The 13,267-nt window shown below is 68.4% G+C and carries 15 protein-coding genes; 5 read left to right on the forward strand and 10 right to left on the reverse strand.

From position 1 onward, the window contains the following. Nucleotides 1–234 precede the first annotated feature (234 nt). Complete coding sequence (locus ACFWZ1_RS11415; RefSeq protein WP_439666487.1) at nucleotides 235–654, reverse strand: hypothetical protein; 420 nt, start codon at nucleotides 652–654, stop codon at nucleotides 235–237. Between the two features lie 144 nt (nucleotides 655–798). Between ACFWZ1_RS11415 and ACFWZ1_RS11420 the strand changes: the two genes are divergently transcribed. Beyond that, nucleotides 799–1,311 carry a cupin domain-containing protein gene (locus ACFWZ1_RS11420; protein ID WP_439666488.1) on the forward strand — a complete coding sequence of 171 codons (513 nt, stop codon included), beginning with the start codon at nucleotides 799–801 and terminating at the stop codon, nucleotides 1,309–1,311. A gap of 15 nt (nucleotides 1,312–1,326) precedes the next feature. On the opposite strand, the gene ACFWZ1_RS11425 is transcribed toward ACFWZ1_RS11420, so the two are convergent. Beyond that, on the reverse strand, nucleotides 1,327–2,154 hold the full coding sequence (locus tag ACFWZ1_RS11425; protein WP_439666896.1) for an NAD(P)H-hydrate dehydratase: 828 nt from the start codon (nucleotides 2,152–2,154) through the stop codon (nucleotides 1,327–1,329). Nucleotides 2,155–2,204: 50 nt separating this feature from the next. Next, nucleotides 2,205–2,960, reverse strand: a complete 756-nt coding sequence (locus tag ACFWZ1_RS11430) for a histidine phosphatase family protein (RefSeq protein WP_231320725.1) — start codon at nucleotides 2,958–2,960, stop codon at nucleotides 2,205–2,207. Nucleotides 2,961–3,220: 260 nt separating this feature from the next. On the opposite strand from ACFWZ1_RS11430, the gene ACFWZ1_RS11435 reads away from it, so the two are divergent. Continuing rightward, a complete protein-coding gene (locus ACFWZ1_RS11435; RefSeq protein ID WP_231320726.1) occupies nucleotides 3,221–3,448 on the forward strand; it encodes a hypothetical protein in 228 nt (75 codons plus the stop codon). Between the two features lie 205 nt (nucleotides 3,449–3,653). Here ACFWZ1_RS11435 and ACFWZ1_RS11440 read toward each other — a convergent pair whose 3' ends face one another. The 7 genes from ACFWZ1_RS11440 to miaA all read right to left on the reverse strand — a co-directional run bounded on the left by ACFWZ1_RS11440 (nucleotide 3,654) and on the right by miaA (nucleotide 10,276). Further along, nucleotides 3,654–4,946 carry an adenylosuccinate synthase gene (locus ACFWZ1_RS11440; protein WP_231320727.1) on the reverse strand — a complete coding sequence of 431 codons (1,293 nt, stop codon included), beginning with the start codon at nucleotides 4,944–4,946 and terminating at the stop codon, nucleotides 3,654–3,656. Between the two features lie 60 nt (nucleotides 4,947–5,006). Continuing rightward, the gene (locus ACFWZ1_RS11445; RefSeq protein ID WP_439666489.1) at nucleotides 5,007–5,192 is read right to left on the reverse strand and encodes a DUF2065 domain-containing protein; all 186 of its coding nucleotides are present in this window, start codon (nucleotides 5,190–5,192) and stop codon (nucleotides 5,007–5,009) included. 4 nt (nucleotides 5,193–5,196) lie between these two features. Then, nucleotides 5,197–6,060 carry a protease modulator HflC gene (hflC, locus tag ACFWZ1_RS11450; protein WP_231320729.1) on the reverse strand — a complete coding sequence of 288 codons (864 nt, stop codon included), beginning with the start codon at nucleotides 6,058–6,060 and terminating at the stop codon, nucleotides 5,197–5,199. After that, nucleotides 6,057–7,097 (reverse strand): FtsH protease activity modulator HflK, encoded by a 1,041-nt coding sequence (hflK, locus tag ACFWZ1_RS11455; RefSeq protein ID WP_231320731.1) that lies wholly within the window; start codon nucleotides 7,095–7,097, stop codon nucleotides 6,057–6,059. The genes hflC and hflK overlap by 4 nt, the downstream gene beginning before the upstream one ends. A gap of 235 nt (nucleotides 7,098–7,332) precedes the next feature. Next, a complete protein-coding gene (hflX, locus tag ACFWZ1_RS11460) occupies nucleotides 7,333–8,667 on the reverse strand; it encodes a ribosome rescue GTPase HflX (protein ID WP_439666490.1) in 1,335 nt (444 codons plus the stop codon). Nucleotides 8,668–8,833: 166 nt separating this feature from the next. After that, nucleotides 8,834–9,100: an RNA chaperone Hfq gene (hfq, locus tag ACFWZ1_RS11465; RefSeq protein ID WP_231320735.1), complete on the reverse strand. Its 267-nt coding sequence runs from the start codon at nucleotides 9,098–9,100 to the stop codon at nucleotides 8,834–8,836. Nucleotides 9,101–9,337: 237 nt separating this feature from the next. Continuing rightward, the gene (gene miaA, locus ACFWZ1_RS11470; protein ID WP_439666491.1) at nucleotides 9,338–10,276 is read right to left on the reverse strand and encodes a tRNA (adenosine(37)-N6)-dimethylallyltransferase MiaA; all 939 of its coding nucleotides are present in this window, start codon (nucleotides 10,274–10,276) and stop codon (nucleotides 9,338–9,340) included. Nucleotides 10,277–10,439: 163 nt separating this feature from the next. On the opposite strand from miaA, the gene ACFWZ1_RS11475 reads away from it, so the two are divergent. The 3 genes from ACFWZ1_RS11475 (at nucleotide 10,440) to kbl (ending at nucleotide 13,169) form a co-directional block, all read left to right on the forward strand. Next, nucleotides 10,440–10,691, forward strand: coding sequence for a hypothetical protein (locus ACFWZ1_RS11475; protein WP_439666492.1), 252 nt, complete (start codon nucleotides 10,440–10,442; stop codon nucleotides 10,689–10,691). Between the two features lie 79 nt (nucleotides 10,692–10,770). Further along, the gene (gene tdh / locus ACFWZ1_RS11480; RefSeq protein ID WP_231320738.1) at nucleotides 10,771–11,805 is read left to right on the forward strand and encodes an L-threonine 3-dehydrogenase; all 1,035 of its coding nucleotides are present in this window, start codon (nucleotides 10,771–10,773) and stop codon (nucleotides 11,803–11,805) included. A gap of 170 nt (nucleotides 11,806–11,975) precedes the next feature. After that, complete coding sequence (gene kbl / locus ACFWZ1_RS11485; RefSeq protein ID WP_439666493.1) at nucleotides 11,976–13,169, forward strand: glycine C-acetyltransferase; 1,194 nt, start codon at nucleotides 11,976–11,978, stop codon at nucleotides 13,167–13,169. Nucleotides 13,170–13,267 lie beyond the last annotated feature (98 nt).

Below are 13,267 nucleotides of genomic sequence, written 5' to 3' on the forward strand. Positions count from 1 at the left end.
CACGGGAGGCTTGATGCCGGTGGGAGCGCTGGCGCCACTCGTCGGCGGGCGGGAGCTGGGCAGGGACTCGTCGATGGGCATGACGGCGGGTTCCAGAGTTTCGGTCGCACCAGCTTGCCTGGCTGCCAGTGCAGCGGGCGTGTGGGTGGTGGCAAGGAATTGCCGACGCACCCGCACGCGTCGGGCCTCCGACCGCCGGAGAATGGGGGAAGGCCCGGCTTACGGTCCGGTCCGTCAGGCGCGACCGCCGCTGCTTGGCGCACCGGGCGGAGGATCGAGCCCGCCGTCGCCCTTGCCGCCGACGCCGTGGCCCTTGGTCGATCCCACGCCGCTCTCGCGGTGCTTGCGCTCCTGTATGTGCTGCGCGCGATCCTGCCCCACGCCGCCGGTCTGGTAGGTCGGACCGGTTTCGGGCATCGGCATGATCGCCTCCGGATCGACCGGCTCGCCCATCGCCTTCTGCCCAAGCGGGTCGCCGAAGCCGTGGTGCGGGCGCATCTGGCCGTTGCCGCTTTCCCCGCCGGTACCACCTGCCGGCTCGACCGCCTCGCCGGTTTCGCCCTGAACCTCTACCTGGTTCTGCCCGGCGCGCTTGCCGATGGCGTCCTGCAGGTTCTCGTTGGTGCGCCCGCGCGGATCGTCGATGCTGCCCATGGGGTTCTCCGGTTCCGGTTGCTGGAAGGGATCGTGCCCGAGCGAAGGTCAGCGGGGCGTGCAGCGACAATGGCCGGAGCGTTAGTCGATTCGTGCACATGTGCAGGGGCAAGCTTCCGCGATGCCATGCACAGGCCAACGACCATGCAGACCGAAGCCTTCCGGCTCGCTCGCCACGACTGGGTTCCCAACCATCCGCGCCTGCCCGTGCTGCTCTACCACCAGGCGCTCGATGATCCGGGGAACGATGCCGCGACCACCTTCGAGGCGCGCTTCGATGGCAACGGCTGGCCGCCGCAATGGCGCGCGGGCATCTACGACTTCCACCACTATCACTCCACCGCGCACGAGGTGCTCGGCGTGGCCAGGGGCACGGCACGGCTCGTGCTGGGCGGACCGGGCGGGCGCGAGGTCGAGGTAGGCGCAGGCGACGTGGTGTTGCTGCCTGCCGGCACCGGCCACTGCAGCGTCGGATCGAGCGACGGCTTCCTGGTGGTCGGCGCTTATCCGCCCGGGCAGAAGTGGGACATCCGCCGCGAGGCGCCCACGCAGGAGATGCTCGATCGCATCGCGCAATTGCCCTTCCCGGCGTGCGATCCGGTCAGCGGTGAACATGGGCCGATGCTCGCGTGCTGGAGCCAGCCGCCCGAGACGTGACGTCCCTCGTCGCGGTTATGCGGACCTGGGCCGGAGGCGGTCCAGGATGCCTGGTATTGGCCCGGGGATCTCCCGCGCCAGGAAGCCCAGCGAACCGACCGAGGCTTCCAGCGCGAGCCCCGCCTGGGCATGCACGAACACGCCCCACAACGCCGCCTGCACGGCATCCCCGCAACGCGCGGCAAGGCCTGCGATCACGCCTGCCAGCACGTCGCCGGAACCGGAGGTGCCCAGCCCATGGCAGCCGCCGGCATGGATCCACAGGCGACCGTCCGGCGCGGCGATCCAGGTGGTGGCTCCCTTAAGCACCAGCACGCTGCGCGTGCGCCGCGCGAACGTGCACGCCAGCGCCTGCGGTTCCTGCTCGACCCGCGCCTTCTCCCGTCCGGACAGCTTGGCCATCTCGCCGGCATGCGGGGTGAGCACGTACGGCCGCCCCGGCGGCGCGCGCAAGTCCGCCGAGAGTGCCCCGGCATCGATGACCAGCGTGCCGCCGGCCTGCCGCAGCACCCGCTGCACCAGCGGGGCGCTGGCCGGCGCGGGGTTCATTCCCGAACCGATCAGCGCTGCGTCGCAGCCCTCGACCGCCTCGTCCAGTGCCGCGTTGCCACGCACGATCTCCCCTTTGGCATTCACCGGAAGGCCGATGACCAGCGCCTCGGGCATGGCCACCGCGAGCGGCAATGCGACGTCATCGGCGGTCGCGACCTGCAGCTTGCCGGCACCGGCGCGCAGCGCACCGGTGCCGGCAAGCAACACCGCGCCGGGCACGCGACTGGAACCGCCGACGACCAGCACGCGCCCGCGCCGTTCCTTGCCTCCGTCCGGATCGGGCAGCGGCATGCCGCGCAGCAGCCTCGCCGTGAGACGCTGCGGCTTGGCGCCTGTCGCGCTCACCGCGCTCCCTTGGGTCGGTCCGACTCGATCGTCACCGGTGAGCCGGCTTCCACCAGCGGCGCCACGAAGTTGGTGCGCTGGAGCAGCAGGCCGCAACCGTCCGGGGCCTCGGCATATTCGGTGATGCCGCAATTGGGCACGTCCCCGTTGCGATCGATCGCGAGGATGGTGTCCTCGTCCATGCGCTCCAGCAGATAGCGAAAGCAGTTCACGATCACCTGGTGCGCAACGATCATCACACGCTCGCCCGCATGGTTGCGCTGCAGATCGCCGAGCATGCTGCGCAGCCGCAGCACCACGTCGCACCAGCTCTCGCCGCCGGGCGGGCGGAAATAGAACTTGCCCACCAGCTGCCGCTGCTCGGCCAGCTCGGGAAATTTGCTGCGGATGCCGGCGCGGGTGTAACGGTCGAGCACGCCGAACTCTTTCTCGCGCAGGCGCTCGTCGACGACCACGTCCTCGCGCGCGCGCCCCAGCGCAGCGGCGACCGCCACGGCGGTCTCTCTCGCGCGCTTGTAGGGCGAGGCCATGAAGGTCGTCGGCCGGTCGTCCTCCCGCAGCGCCCGCACCCAGGCGCCCAGTGCCTGCGATTGCTCCAGGCCCAGCGGCGACAGCGGCACGTCGGCGTCGCGGTGTTTCAGCTCGATCAGCGTCGCGCCGGAAGATTCCGCATGGTCGCGCGCGATATTCCCCGCGCTCTCGCCGTGGCGAATAACCCACAACCGCTGAGGCCAGCCCACATTGCCCTGCATGACCGCTGCTCCCACGCCGCTCTCCCGCTTTGCAACAGCGCGAGCTTTGGCACGCAGCGCGTGAATGGCCGGTCGACCGGCGGCGGGCAGGCGTCACGCCCGCCCTGGGCGCCCCGCGCCTGAGCTTTTTCCTAGCGTCAGTTAGACGATGGCCTCACGGTCCCTCGGCCAACATCACCCCACGAGTGGCGGTCTTTTGGCCGACCGCTCGCAACGCATGCCAGCCCACCCGCGCCTGACCGTCGAACGAGACCCAAGCCATGCGAAATCCCCTGCAACTGCGCTGCAACCAGTTGGAGCGCTCGATGCGCGCCCTGCACGACGAATGCGACCGCCTGATGCGCGAGAACGCGATGTTGCGCGAACGGATGCAGGGAGCTGGCCAGTCGGTGCAGCGTCTCGACGATGAACTGGCACGCATCGCCTCCGGCCCGGATGCGGAGCAGGCGCCGTTCGTGATCCGCGCTTCGTCGATGCGGATGTATTGACCGGACGTATTAACCGGGGAGCGCAGTTCCTTCCCGGCGGCCTGTTACGCCCGTCGATCGGATCGGCAGCCAATGCCCGGGTGACCTCCCAGACGCCGTAGGCCCACGCCTTCGAACAGGCATCCGCCGACGGCTGCCAACGACGCCTCAGACGAAAAAGCCCGCCGAGGCGGGCTTCTTCCGTCGAGCCGTGCGGGGCAATCGCTCAAGCGAACGGATCATCCAGCACGATGGTGTCGTCGCGGTCGGCGCCGGTGGCGACAATGGCCAGGCGGCAGCCGGACAGCTCCTCGACCGCGCGCAGGTAGGCGCGGGCCGCGGCAGGCAGCTTGTTCCAGTCGCGGATGCCGGCGGTCGATTCCTCCCAGCCGGGGAATTCCAGATACACCGGCTTGCACTCGGCCCAGCCGTCGGCGTCCAGCGGTGCCAGCTCGCGACGCTTGCCGCGGTATTCGTAGGCCACGCAGACCTTGATCGACGGCAGGCCGTCGAGCACGTCGAGCTTGGTGATGGCCAGACCGCTGATGCCGTTGATCTGGACGGCGCGCTTCAACGCCACCAGGTCGATCCAGCCACAGCGGCGCGGCCGGCCGGTGCTGGCGCCGAACTCGTTGCCGACCTTGCGCAGGCGTTCGCCCATCTCGTCGTTGAGCTCGGTCGGGAACGGCCCGCCGCCCACGCGCGTCGCGTAGGCCTTGCAGATGCCCAGCACGTAGTCGATGTCGCGGGCGCCCACGCCCGTGCCGGCCAGCGCGCCGCCAACGGTGGTGTTGGACGAGGTGACGTACGGATAGGTGCCGTGGTCGATGTCCAGCAGCGCGCCCTGCGCGCCTTCGTACAGGATGTTGCCGCCCTCGGCGCGCACGTCGTGCAGGATGGTGGCGACGTCGTCGACCATCGGGCGGATGTACTCGCCCCAGGCCAGCGCGTCGTCGAGCACCTTCTGGTAATCGACCGGCTCGGCCTTCAGCCACTGGGTCAGGATGAAGTTGTGGTATTCGACCGCCGCCTTGATCTGCGCCGGGAGCTCGTGCGGGTACATCAGGTCGGCCACGCGGATCGAACGGCGGGCGACCTTGTCCTCGTAGGCGGGGCCGATGCCGCGGCCGGTGGTGCCGATCGCACCCTTGCCGGCGGCGGCCTCGCGCGCCTTATCCACGGCGATGTGGTACGGCATGATCAGCGGCGTCGCCGGGCTGATCTTGACGCGCGAACGCACGTCCACCCCATTGCCTTCGAGCTCGGCGATCTCTTCCATCAGCGCCGCCGGCGAAAGCACCACGCCGTTGCCGATCAGGCACAACGCGTCGTCGCGCAGGATGCCCGAGGGGATCAGGTGCAGTACGGTCTTCTTGCCCTTGATCACCAGCGTGTGGCCGGCATTGTGGCCGCCCTGGAAGCGCGCCACGGCACTGACCCGCTCGGTCAGCAGGTCGACGATCTTGCCCTTGCCTTCGTCGCCCCACTGGGCTCCAAGGATGACGACTGACTTGCCCATGAAAGTTCTCGCTCGTTGGGTGCTCCCGGGGGAGCCGTGAGTTTGGGAAACAGGAAAGCTTCAGCGCACCAGCTGCAGGACGGCCAGCCCCGCGATCACTGCCACCGCGCCGAACACGCGCAACCTGCGCGGCTTGAGTTCCAGCGCCTGGCGCACCATCGACTGCCAGTGGGCCGGGGCGGCGAACAGCATCAGGCCTTCGATCACCAGCACCAGGCACAGTGCGACGGACAATTCGTGCGGCATGGCTTCAGCGCTTGGCGCTGTCCTCGAAGTAACGCAGCAGTTCGGAGTCCGGCTTGAGCACCAGGGTGCCGTGACCATCGGCGAAACCGGTCTTGTACGCCGACAGGCTTCGATAGAACGCGAAGAACTCCGGATCCTGGCCGTAGGCGCCCGCATAGATGGCGGCGGCCTGGGCGTCGCCCTGGCCGCGCACGGTGGCGGCGTCGCGATCGGCGTCGGCGCGCAGCACCTGGCCCTGGCGGTCGGCATCGGCGCGGATCTTTTCGGCCTGTTCCTGGCCGGTGTAGCGCAGTTCGTTGGCCAGCTGCAGGCGCTCGGCGCGCATGCGCTTGTAGACCGATTCGCTGACCTCCTCGGGCAGGTCGATACGCTTGATGCGCACGTCGACCACGGCGATGCCGAGATTCTTTCGCGCGGCGGCGTCGGTCTGCTTGCGCACGCGCTCGGTGATGTCCTTGCGGCCCCCGGCGATCAGGTCCTGCAGGCTGCGCGAATTGAATTCGAAGCGCAGCGCGTCCTTCACCACCGGGCTCAGCCGTTGCGCCGCCTGGTTGGCGTCACCGCTGGTGGCGCGGTAGTAGGCGGCGTTGTCGGCGATGCGCCACTTCACGTAGAAGTCGACGTTGACGCTCTTCTTCTCGGAGGTGAAGTAACGCTCCGGCGGCGCGTCCAGGCCCTGGATGCGGCTGTCGAAACGCATCACCTGCTGGATCACCGGCGCCTTGAAGTGCAGCCCGGGCGTGTAGTCGGTCTGCACGATGCGGCCGAACTGCAGCAGCAGCGCGCTCTGACCCTCGCGCACCACGAACGCGCTGTTGAGGCCCAGCAGCACCAGCAGCACCACGATCACGGTCCAGACGATCTTCATGGCTGGTTCCCCTTGTCGCTTGCGTCATCGGTGGTGACGGCGGCCGCGGTCGGCGGGCTCGCCGGCGCGGCCGGCGGCAGGTTGATGATGGTGCGTCCGCTGGAGCCGTCGATCACCTTGCGGTTGCCGGCCATCACCTGCTCCATCGTCTCCAGCCACAGGCGCTTGCGGGTCACTTCCGGTGCCGCCTTGTATTCCTTCAGCAGCAGGTCGAAGCGCGCGGCGTCGCCGTTTGCACGGGCGATGCGTTCGGCCTTGTAGCCCGCAGCCTCGGCGGCGATGCGCGAAGCATCGCCGCGCGCGACCGGCACCACCTTGTTGGCGTAGGCCAGCGCATTGTTCTCGATGCTCTGCTTGTCCTCGCGCGCCTTGTTGACGTCGTCGAAGGCGTCCTTCACCTCGGCCGGCGGCGAGACATTCTGGAAACTCACGGCGGTCACTTGCAGGCCGCAGTGGTAGCTGTCCAGCGTCTTCTGGAGGGCCTGGCCGGCCTCGCCGACCAGCGCGGCGCCTTCGCCGGAGAGGATCGTGTCCATGTCGCTGCGGCCGATCACCGAGCGCACGGCGGCCTCGGAGGCGGCGGCAATGGTGTCTTCCACGTCGTCCACCGCAAACAGGTAGGCACGCGCGTCGGACACCTGGTATTGCACGGTGAAATCGATGGTGATGATGTTTTCGTCGCGGGTCAGCATGCGCACGCTGTCCTGCAGCGAGCGCACGCGGGTGGTCTCGACCTTGGTGATGGTTTCGACGGGCTGCGGCAGCTTGAAATGGAAGCCTGGCGGCAGCGTGCGGCTGTACTGCCCGAAGCGCAGCACCACGCCGGCCTGGCGGGCATCGACGATGGTGTAGCTGCTCAGCAGCAGCCAGGCCAGCACCAATGCCAGCACGATGGTGATGATGCCGCCGGGGCCGCCGTGCTTGCCCAGGCGCGCGCGCAGGCGCCGGAGGGCGTCGTCCAGGCCGTTACCGTTGTTGCCGGGACGCTTGCTGTTCCAGGGATCGCGTTGGCCGTTGCCGGGTTCGTTCCAGGCCATGTCAGTCTCCTTGGGACAAGGGGCAGGCCGGCGGGACGAGCCGGTGGGTGCGTTGCGGAATGAGGGGCATGGGGCGCGGCGTCGAGGTCGGGGATGGGTGAACCGCGGCGCGCCGCGGTCGATCTCGGTGCGGGCGGGAAAACGCCGCACAAACGCCGCTTAGTCTAGCAGAGGTGAATTCGGGCGTGGCCTGGTTGGGGTGGCCCTGGCCGCTGTCGGTCCCCGGCGCGGAGACCTACAGGCCGTCCGTCGACCCGAGCACGCCCCGCAGCAGCGCCGCGTCCTGCGGATGGCCGCCGCCCAGCGGCGCGATCACGCTGCGCGGCGCATCGATCTGCAGCCGCCAGCCGTGTTCGTCGACCGATTCACCGGCAATGGCGCCGGCTGCACGCAGGCGCGCGTGCAGCCGGCCCGCGGAGAGCGGCAGTTGCAGTTCGGTCTGCACGCGTTCGCCGCCGAGCAGTTCGCCCAGCGCCTGGCGCAGCAGGTCCAGTCCCTCGCCGGTGTGGGCCGACAGCCAGACCTGGGTCGGCCGCCCCTCGCCATCGCGCACGATGCGTGGTTCGGTGCCGGAGCGCGGCTCGTCCTCGCCTTCGCGCAGCATGTCGATCTTGTTCATGACGTGCAGCTGCGGCACGTCACCGGCGCCGATCTCCTCCAGCACGCCGTCGACCACGCGGTGCAACCTCACGCGTTCGTCGTCGGCGGCGTCGCTGACGTGCAGCAGCAGGTCGGCGTCGCGCGCCTCGGCCAGGGTCGCGCGGAACGCGGCGACCAGGTCATGCGGCAGTTCGCGGATGAAGCCCACGGTATCGGCAAGCACGGCCGGACCGCAGGAAAGGTCCTCGATTTTGTGGACCGTCGGGTCGAGCGTGGCGAACAGCAGGTTCGCGGCAAACACCTCGCCTTCGGTCAGCGCATTGAACAGCGTCGACTTGCCGGCGTTGGTGTAGCCCACCAGCGCGACCCGCGGCACCGTGTTGCGCAGGCGCGCACGGCGCTGCTGCGTGCGCTGCACCTGCACCTTCTCCAGGCGCCGGGTGAGCATCTTGACCCGCTCGCCCAGCAGGCGGCGATCGGTTTCCAGCTGGGTTTCGCCGGGACCCCGCAATCCGATGGCACCGCCGCGCTGCCGCTCAAGGTGGGTCCAGCCGCGCACCAGCCGCGTGGCCAGGTGCTTGAGCTGAGCCAGTTCCACTTCCAGCTTGCCCTCGTGCGACCGCGCGCGCTGGGCGAAAATGTCCAGGATCAGTCCGGCGCGGTCGACCACGCGCACGGCCAGCAGTTTTTCCAGGTTGCGTTCCTGCACCGGCGTGAGCAGGTGGTCGATCAGCACCACGTCGGCTTCGGTGGCGCGCACGGCCTCGGCCACCTCTTCAGCCTTGCCCGTGCCGATGTAATAGCGAGGATTGGGATCTTCCACGCGCGCGGAAACGCTGGCGAGCACTTCGGCGCCGGCCGAACGCACGAGCTCGGCGAACTCCTCCGCGCGGCGGGCGGTGTCGCCCTCGCCGCGGGCGTGCGGCAGCACCAGTACGGCGCGCTCGCCCTTCTTCTGTCTATCGAACACTGGGTTGGCGTGGCCTGAGGAAGCGGATTTGCGCCACCGGCAGCGCGCCGGTGGCATGGGGTCGGCATTGTATGCCCATCAGCAGGCGGTCGACGGCAAGGCCCATGGGCGACAACCGCCGGCGGACCGGGCGGCCCGCCAGCGGCACGTCAAACCATCCGTGAAATCAGTCTTCGCCTTCGGCGGGCGCGTGGGCGTCGACATGGCCTTCATGGCCATTGCCCATGCGCACGTTGCGGCTGGGCACGACGGTGGAGATGGCGTGCTTGTAGACCATCTGGCTCACCTGGTTGCGCAGCAGCACCACGAACTGGTCGAACGACTCGATCGTGCCCTGCAGTTTGATGCCGTTGACGAGATAGATGGCCACCGGAACGCGCTCACGGCGAAGTGCGTTGAGAAACGGATCCTGCAATGACTGCCCTTTGGACATGTTGTTGTACCCCCTCGCGAACCTGCGCGGGCCGGAGAAAAAACGCGCGCATGACGCGCCGGCCCAAGTCGAAGGGATATTAACCGCTTTTAAATGATGGGCGAAAGCACGGGAACCACGACATACATCCCCGGATCGCCGCCTCGACGCAGGAGCCCAGTGGCGGGCAATGCGTTTGCTCCGAATGGGCAGCACCCACAAGTGGGTTCCGCAAGGGCGCGCTCGCAGCAGCGGGCGCTACAGGAAGAGCTCCAGCGCGCCGCATGCACGATCGAACAGGCCGGCCCGGTCTGGATCAAGCGTCCTCGCGTCCAGCTCCGTGCGCAGCCAGGTCATCTGCCGCTTGGCCAACTGCCGGGTGGCGAAGATGCCTTTGTCGCGAAAGACGGCCGCATCGTTGGCGCCGTCCAGGTGCTCCCACGCCTGCCGGTATCCGACGGCGCGCAACGCCGGCAGGTCCGGATCGAGGTCTTGGCGGTCACGCAAGGCGCGCACCTCGTCGAGGAAGCCGGCAGCCAGCATGGCGTCGAAACGCCGGGCGATGCGGGCGTGCAGCTCGGCGCGGTCGGCCGGCAACAGCGCCAGCTTGAGCACGCGCCAGGGAAAGCGTTCGCCGCGGCCCCCGGTCTGTTGCTCGGAGAGCGGTCGTCCAGTCAGCTCGATGACCTCCAGCGCGCGCTGCAGGCGTTGGGCATCGTTGGGACCGATGCGACCGGCGGCGACTGGATCGCACGCGGCCAGCCGCGCGTGCAGCGCGGGCCAGCCAAGTGCCGCTGCCTCGTCGGCCAGCCGCGCGCGGATGGCGGGCGCCGCGTCGGGCAGCGCCGAAAGGCCGCGCTGAAGCGCACGGAAATACAGCCCGGTGCCCCCCACCAGCAGCGGCACCCGCCCCCGCGCATGGATGCGCGCCATGGCAGCCAGCGCATCGGCCCGGAAATCGGCCGCGGAATAGGGCTCGGACAGGTCGCGCAGGTCCAGTAGCGCGTGCGGATGCAGGGCCAGCGTGGCCGCATCGGGCTTGGCCGCGCCGATATCCAGTCCGCGGTAGACCAGCGCCGAATCCACGCTCACCAGGTCGAGGGCGAAGCGTTCACTCAACGCACAGGCGAGCGCCGTCTTGCCCGAAGCAGTGGGGCCCATGAGGAACACGGCAAGGGGGCGCGCATCGGCGGGCATTCCGGCCATTGTAGGCGGCACAGGCGCCTGATCGGCACAGGGACAGACTGCGACCAGTTAGTGACGCCGGTCACATTCGCAGGCTCCTCGCGGCCCTTCATGACTTGCCTAAGAACCACCGCGGGCGCACCATGCTGGCAGGCGACCACATAGAATTCACGCCATGGTGCACTCGATCGACGCGGAACACGACCAGGACGGTGGGCACGGGGGCGTCGTGATGCTGCGACCCGCCTCCGCCACGTCTTTGCCGCGCGTTCGCCCGGCGGCCCAGCCTGCTCCTTCGCGTTCGCCGCAGGGAAAGCCTCCGGTGGCTCGCAAGCCGGTGTGGGACAAGGACAACTTCGGCTTCTGGCTGACAGTGTGCGTCCTCATCAGCTTCGTCTTCTCGATCGCCTGGCACGCCCTCGGCTGAGGCTCGGCCGCCCCCGCGGCGAGGCCTTATAATCGTCAGCTTCCCCGCCCGCCTACGCGGGCCAGACGATGGTGGTCCCATGCCGCAGACGATGAAAGCCCTGGTCAAGCGCAAGCCCGAACAGGGCATCTGGATGGAAGAGGTGCCGGTTCCCCAGATCGGCCCCAACGAGGTGCTGATCAAGGTCGAGAAGACCGCCATCTGCGGCACCGACCTGCACATCTACAAGTGGGACGAATGGTCCCAGCGCACGATTCCCCAGGGTCTGACCATCGGCCACGAGTTCGTCGGCCGTATCGCCGAGCTCGGTAGCGCGGTGACCGGTTACAAGGTGGGCGACCGCGTCTCGGCCGAAGGCCACATCGTCTGCGGGCATTGCCGCAACTGCCGCGCCGGGCGCCAGCACCTGTGTCCCAATACCGTGGGTATCGGCGTCAACCGCAACGGCGCCTTCGCCGAGTTCGTGGCGGTACCGGCGTCGAACCTGTGGCCTATCCCCGACCAGATTCCGTCCGAGCTGGCCGCGTTCTTCGACCCCTACGGCAACGCCGCACACTGCGCGCTTGAATTCGACCTGATCGGCGAGGACGTCCTGATCACCGGCGCCGGCCCGATCGGCATCATCGCCGCGGGCATCGCCAAGCACGTGGGCGCGCGAAACGTGGTGGTCACCGACGTCAACGACTACCGGTTGAAGCTCGCCGCCGACATGGGCGCGACCCGCGTGGTCAACGTGGCCAACCAGTCGCTGCGCGAGGTGGTCAAGGACCTGCACATGGAAGGCTTCGACGTCGGCCTGGAGATGAGCGGCAATCCGCGCGCCTTCAACGACATGCTCGACGTGATGTACCACGGCGGCAAGATCGCGTTGCTGGGCATCCAGCCGAAGGGTGCCGGCATCGACTGGGACAAGGTGATCTTCAAGGGCCTCACGCTGCAGGGCATCTACGGCCGGCGCATGTACGAGACCTGGTACAAGATGACCCAGATGGTGCTGACCGGCTTCCCGCTGCAGAAGGTGCTGACCCACCAGATCGCCATCGACGATTTCCAGCGGGGTTTCGACCTGATGGATGCGGGCACCTGCGGCAAAGTGGTTTGCAGCTGGACCTGAACCGGCGCGTCCGCTACCGGCGTTGTCAGCGTTGACGCTGGCGCCGGCACAGGACCCACACCGGCATCGGCCGCGCCCTCCCCTTCACACTTGTCACTCCCGCTTTCGCGGGAATGACGGCCAGGCGGCGTCGCAAGCCCAGGCCATTTACCTCAGATCGGAGACCACTCGTGACCTATACCGCCCGTGACCGCTACGCCGCCGAGCTGGACTCCATCCGTGACCAGGGCCTGTTCAAGGGCGAGCGCATCATCGTGTCACCGCAGTCCTCGGAGATCACGCTGGCCAATGGCCGCAAGGTCCTCAACTTCTGCGCCAACAACTACCTGGGGCTGGCCGACCATCCGGACGTGATCGCCGCCGCCAAGGAAGCGCTGGACACGCACGGTTTCGGCATGGCCTCGGTTCGCTTCATCTGCGGCACGCAGGACCTGCACAAGCAGCTGGAGGCGAAGATCGCCGAGTTCTTCGGCACCGAGGACACCATCCTCTACGCCGCCTGCTTCGACGCCAACGGCGGCCTGTACGAGCCGCTGCTGGGCGAGGAGGACGCGATCATCTCCGACGCGCTCAACCACGCCTCGATCATCGACGGCATCCGCCTGTGCAAGGCCAAGCGCTTCCGCTACGCCAACAGCGACATGGCTGACCTGGAGCAGCAGTTGCAGGCGGCCGACGCCGTCGGCGCGCGCACCAAGCTGATCACTTCCGACGGCTCGTTCTCGATGGACGGGTTCATCGCGCCGCTGGACAAGATCACGGCCCTGGCCGAGAAGTACGGTGCGATGGTGCACATCGACGAATGCCATGCCACCGGCTTCCTGGGCGCCACCGGCCGCGGCTCGGCCGAGGTGCACGGCGTGATGGACAGGATCGACATCTTCACCGGCACGCTGGGCAAGGCGTTGGGCGGCGCCTTGGGCGGTTTCACCACCGGACCGAAGGAAGTGATCGAGCTGCTGCGCCAGCGCTCGCGGCCCTACCTGTTCTCCAACTCGCTGCCACCGCATGTGGTCGCCGCCGCGATCAAGGTGTTCGACATGCTGGTCTCGGCCGGCGAGCTGCGCACGCGCGTGCAGGAGAACACGGCCTACTTTCGCAAGGCGATGACCGACGCCGGCTTCGACATCAAGCCGGGCGTGCACCCAATCGTCCCGGTGATGATCTACGACGCGCCCAAGGCACAGGCGATGGCCGCGGCGCTGCTGGAGGAAGGCATCTACGTCACCGGCTTCTTCTACCCGGTGGTGCCGCAGGGCCAGGCCCGCATCCGCACGCAGATGAGCGCGGCGCACACCCGCGAGCACCTGGACCGGGCGATCGCGGCGTTCACCAAGATCGGCAAGCAGCTGGGCGTGATCTGAGCTTGCGAGTCCTCCCCTTCGGGGAGAGGGCTGGTGGGAGGGCGCTCTTGCGAAAGCGCCCGCGTACCATGTTCAGATCGGGCTACTCCGCGAGCCCG

Source organism: Frateuria sp. GZRe14, assembly GCF_051900395.1.
Lineage (GTDB): Bacteria > Pseudomonadota > Gammaproteobacteria > Xanthomonadales > Rhodanobacteraceae > Frateuria_A > Frateuria_A edaphi.

What these genes read in the sequence shown, in the direction of transcription:
- miaA (WP_439666491.1), bottom strand. Translation starts at nt 10,276, where the DNA reads ATGCCCGCCGATGCGCGCCCCCTTGCCGTGTTCCTCATGGGCCCCACT.
- tdh (WP_231320738.1), top strand. Translation starts at nt 10,771, where the DNA reads ATGCCGCAGACGATGAAAGCCCTGGTCAAGCGCAAGCCCGAACAGGGC.
- ACFWZ1_RS11420 (WP_439666488.1), top strand. Translation starts at nt 799, where the DNA reads ATGCAGACCGAAGCCTTCCGGCTCGCTCGCCACGACTGGGTTCCCAAC.
- ACFWZ1_RS11415 (WP_439666487.1), bottom strand. Translation starts at nt 654, where the DNA reads ATGGGCAGCATCGACGATCCGCGCGGGCGCACCAACGAGAACCTGCAG.
- ACFWZ1_RS11435 (WP_231320726.1), top strand. Translation starts at nt 3,221, where the DNA reads ATGCGAAATCCCCTGCAACTGCGCTGCAACCAGTTGGAGCGCTCGATG.
- ACFWZ1_RS11475 (WP_439666492.1), top strand. Translation starts at nt 10,440, where the DNA reads ATGGTGCACTCGATCGACGCGGAACACGACCAGGACGGTGGGCACGGG.
- hflC (WP_231320729.1), bottom strand. Translation starts at nt 6,060, where the DNA reads ATGAAGATCGTCTGGACCGTGATCGTGGTGCTGCTGGTGCTGCTGGGC.
- ACFWZ1_RS11425 (WP_439666896.1), bottom strand. Translation starts at nt 2,154, where the DNA reads ATGCCGCTGCCCGATCCGGACGGAGGCAAGGAACGGCGCGGGCGCGTG.
- hflK (WP_231320731.1), bottom strand. Translation starts at nt 7,097, where the DNA reads ATGGCCTGGAACGAACCCGGCAACGGCCAACGCGATCCCTGGAACAGC.
- ACFWZ1_RS11440 (WP_231320727.1), bottom strand. Translation starts at nt 4,946, where the DNA reads ATGGGCAAGTCAGTCGTCATCCTTGGAGCCCAGTGGGGCGACGAAGGC.
- ACFWZ1_RS11445 (WP_439666489.1), bottom strand. Translation starts at nt 5,192, where the DNA reads ATGCCGCACGAATTGTCCGTCGCACTGTGCCTGGTGCTGGTGATCGAA.
- ACFWZ1_RS11430 (WP_231320725.1), bottom strand. Translation starts at nt 2,960, where the DNA reads ATGCAGGGCAATGTGGGCTGGCCTCAGCGGTTGTGGGTTATTCGCCAC.
- hfq (WP_231320735.1), bottom strand. Translation starts at nt 9,100, where the DNA reads ATGTCCAAAGGGCAGTCATTGCAGGATCCGTTTCTCAACGCACTTCGC.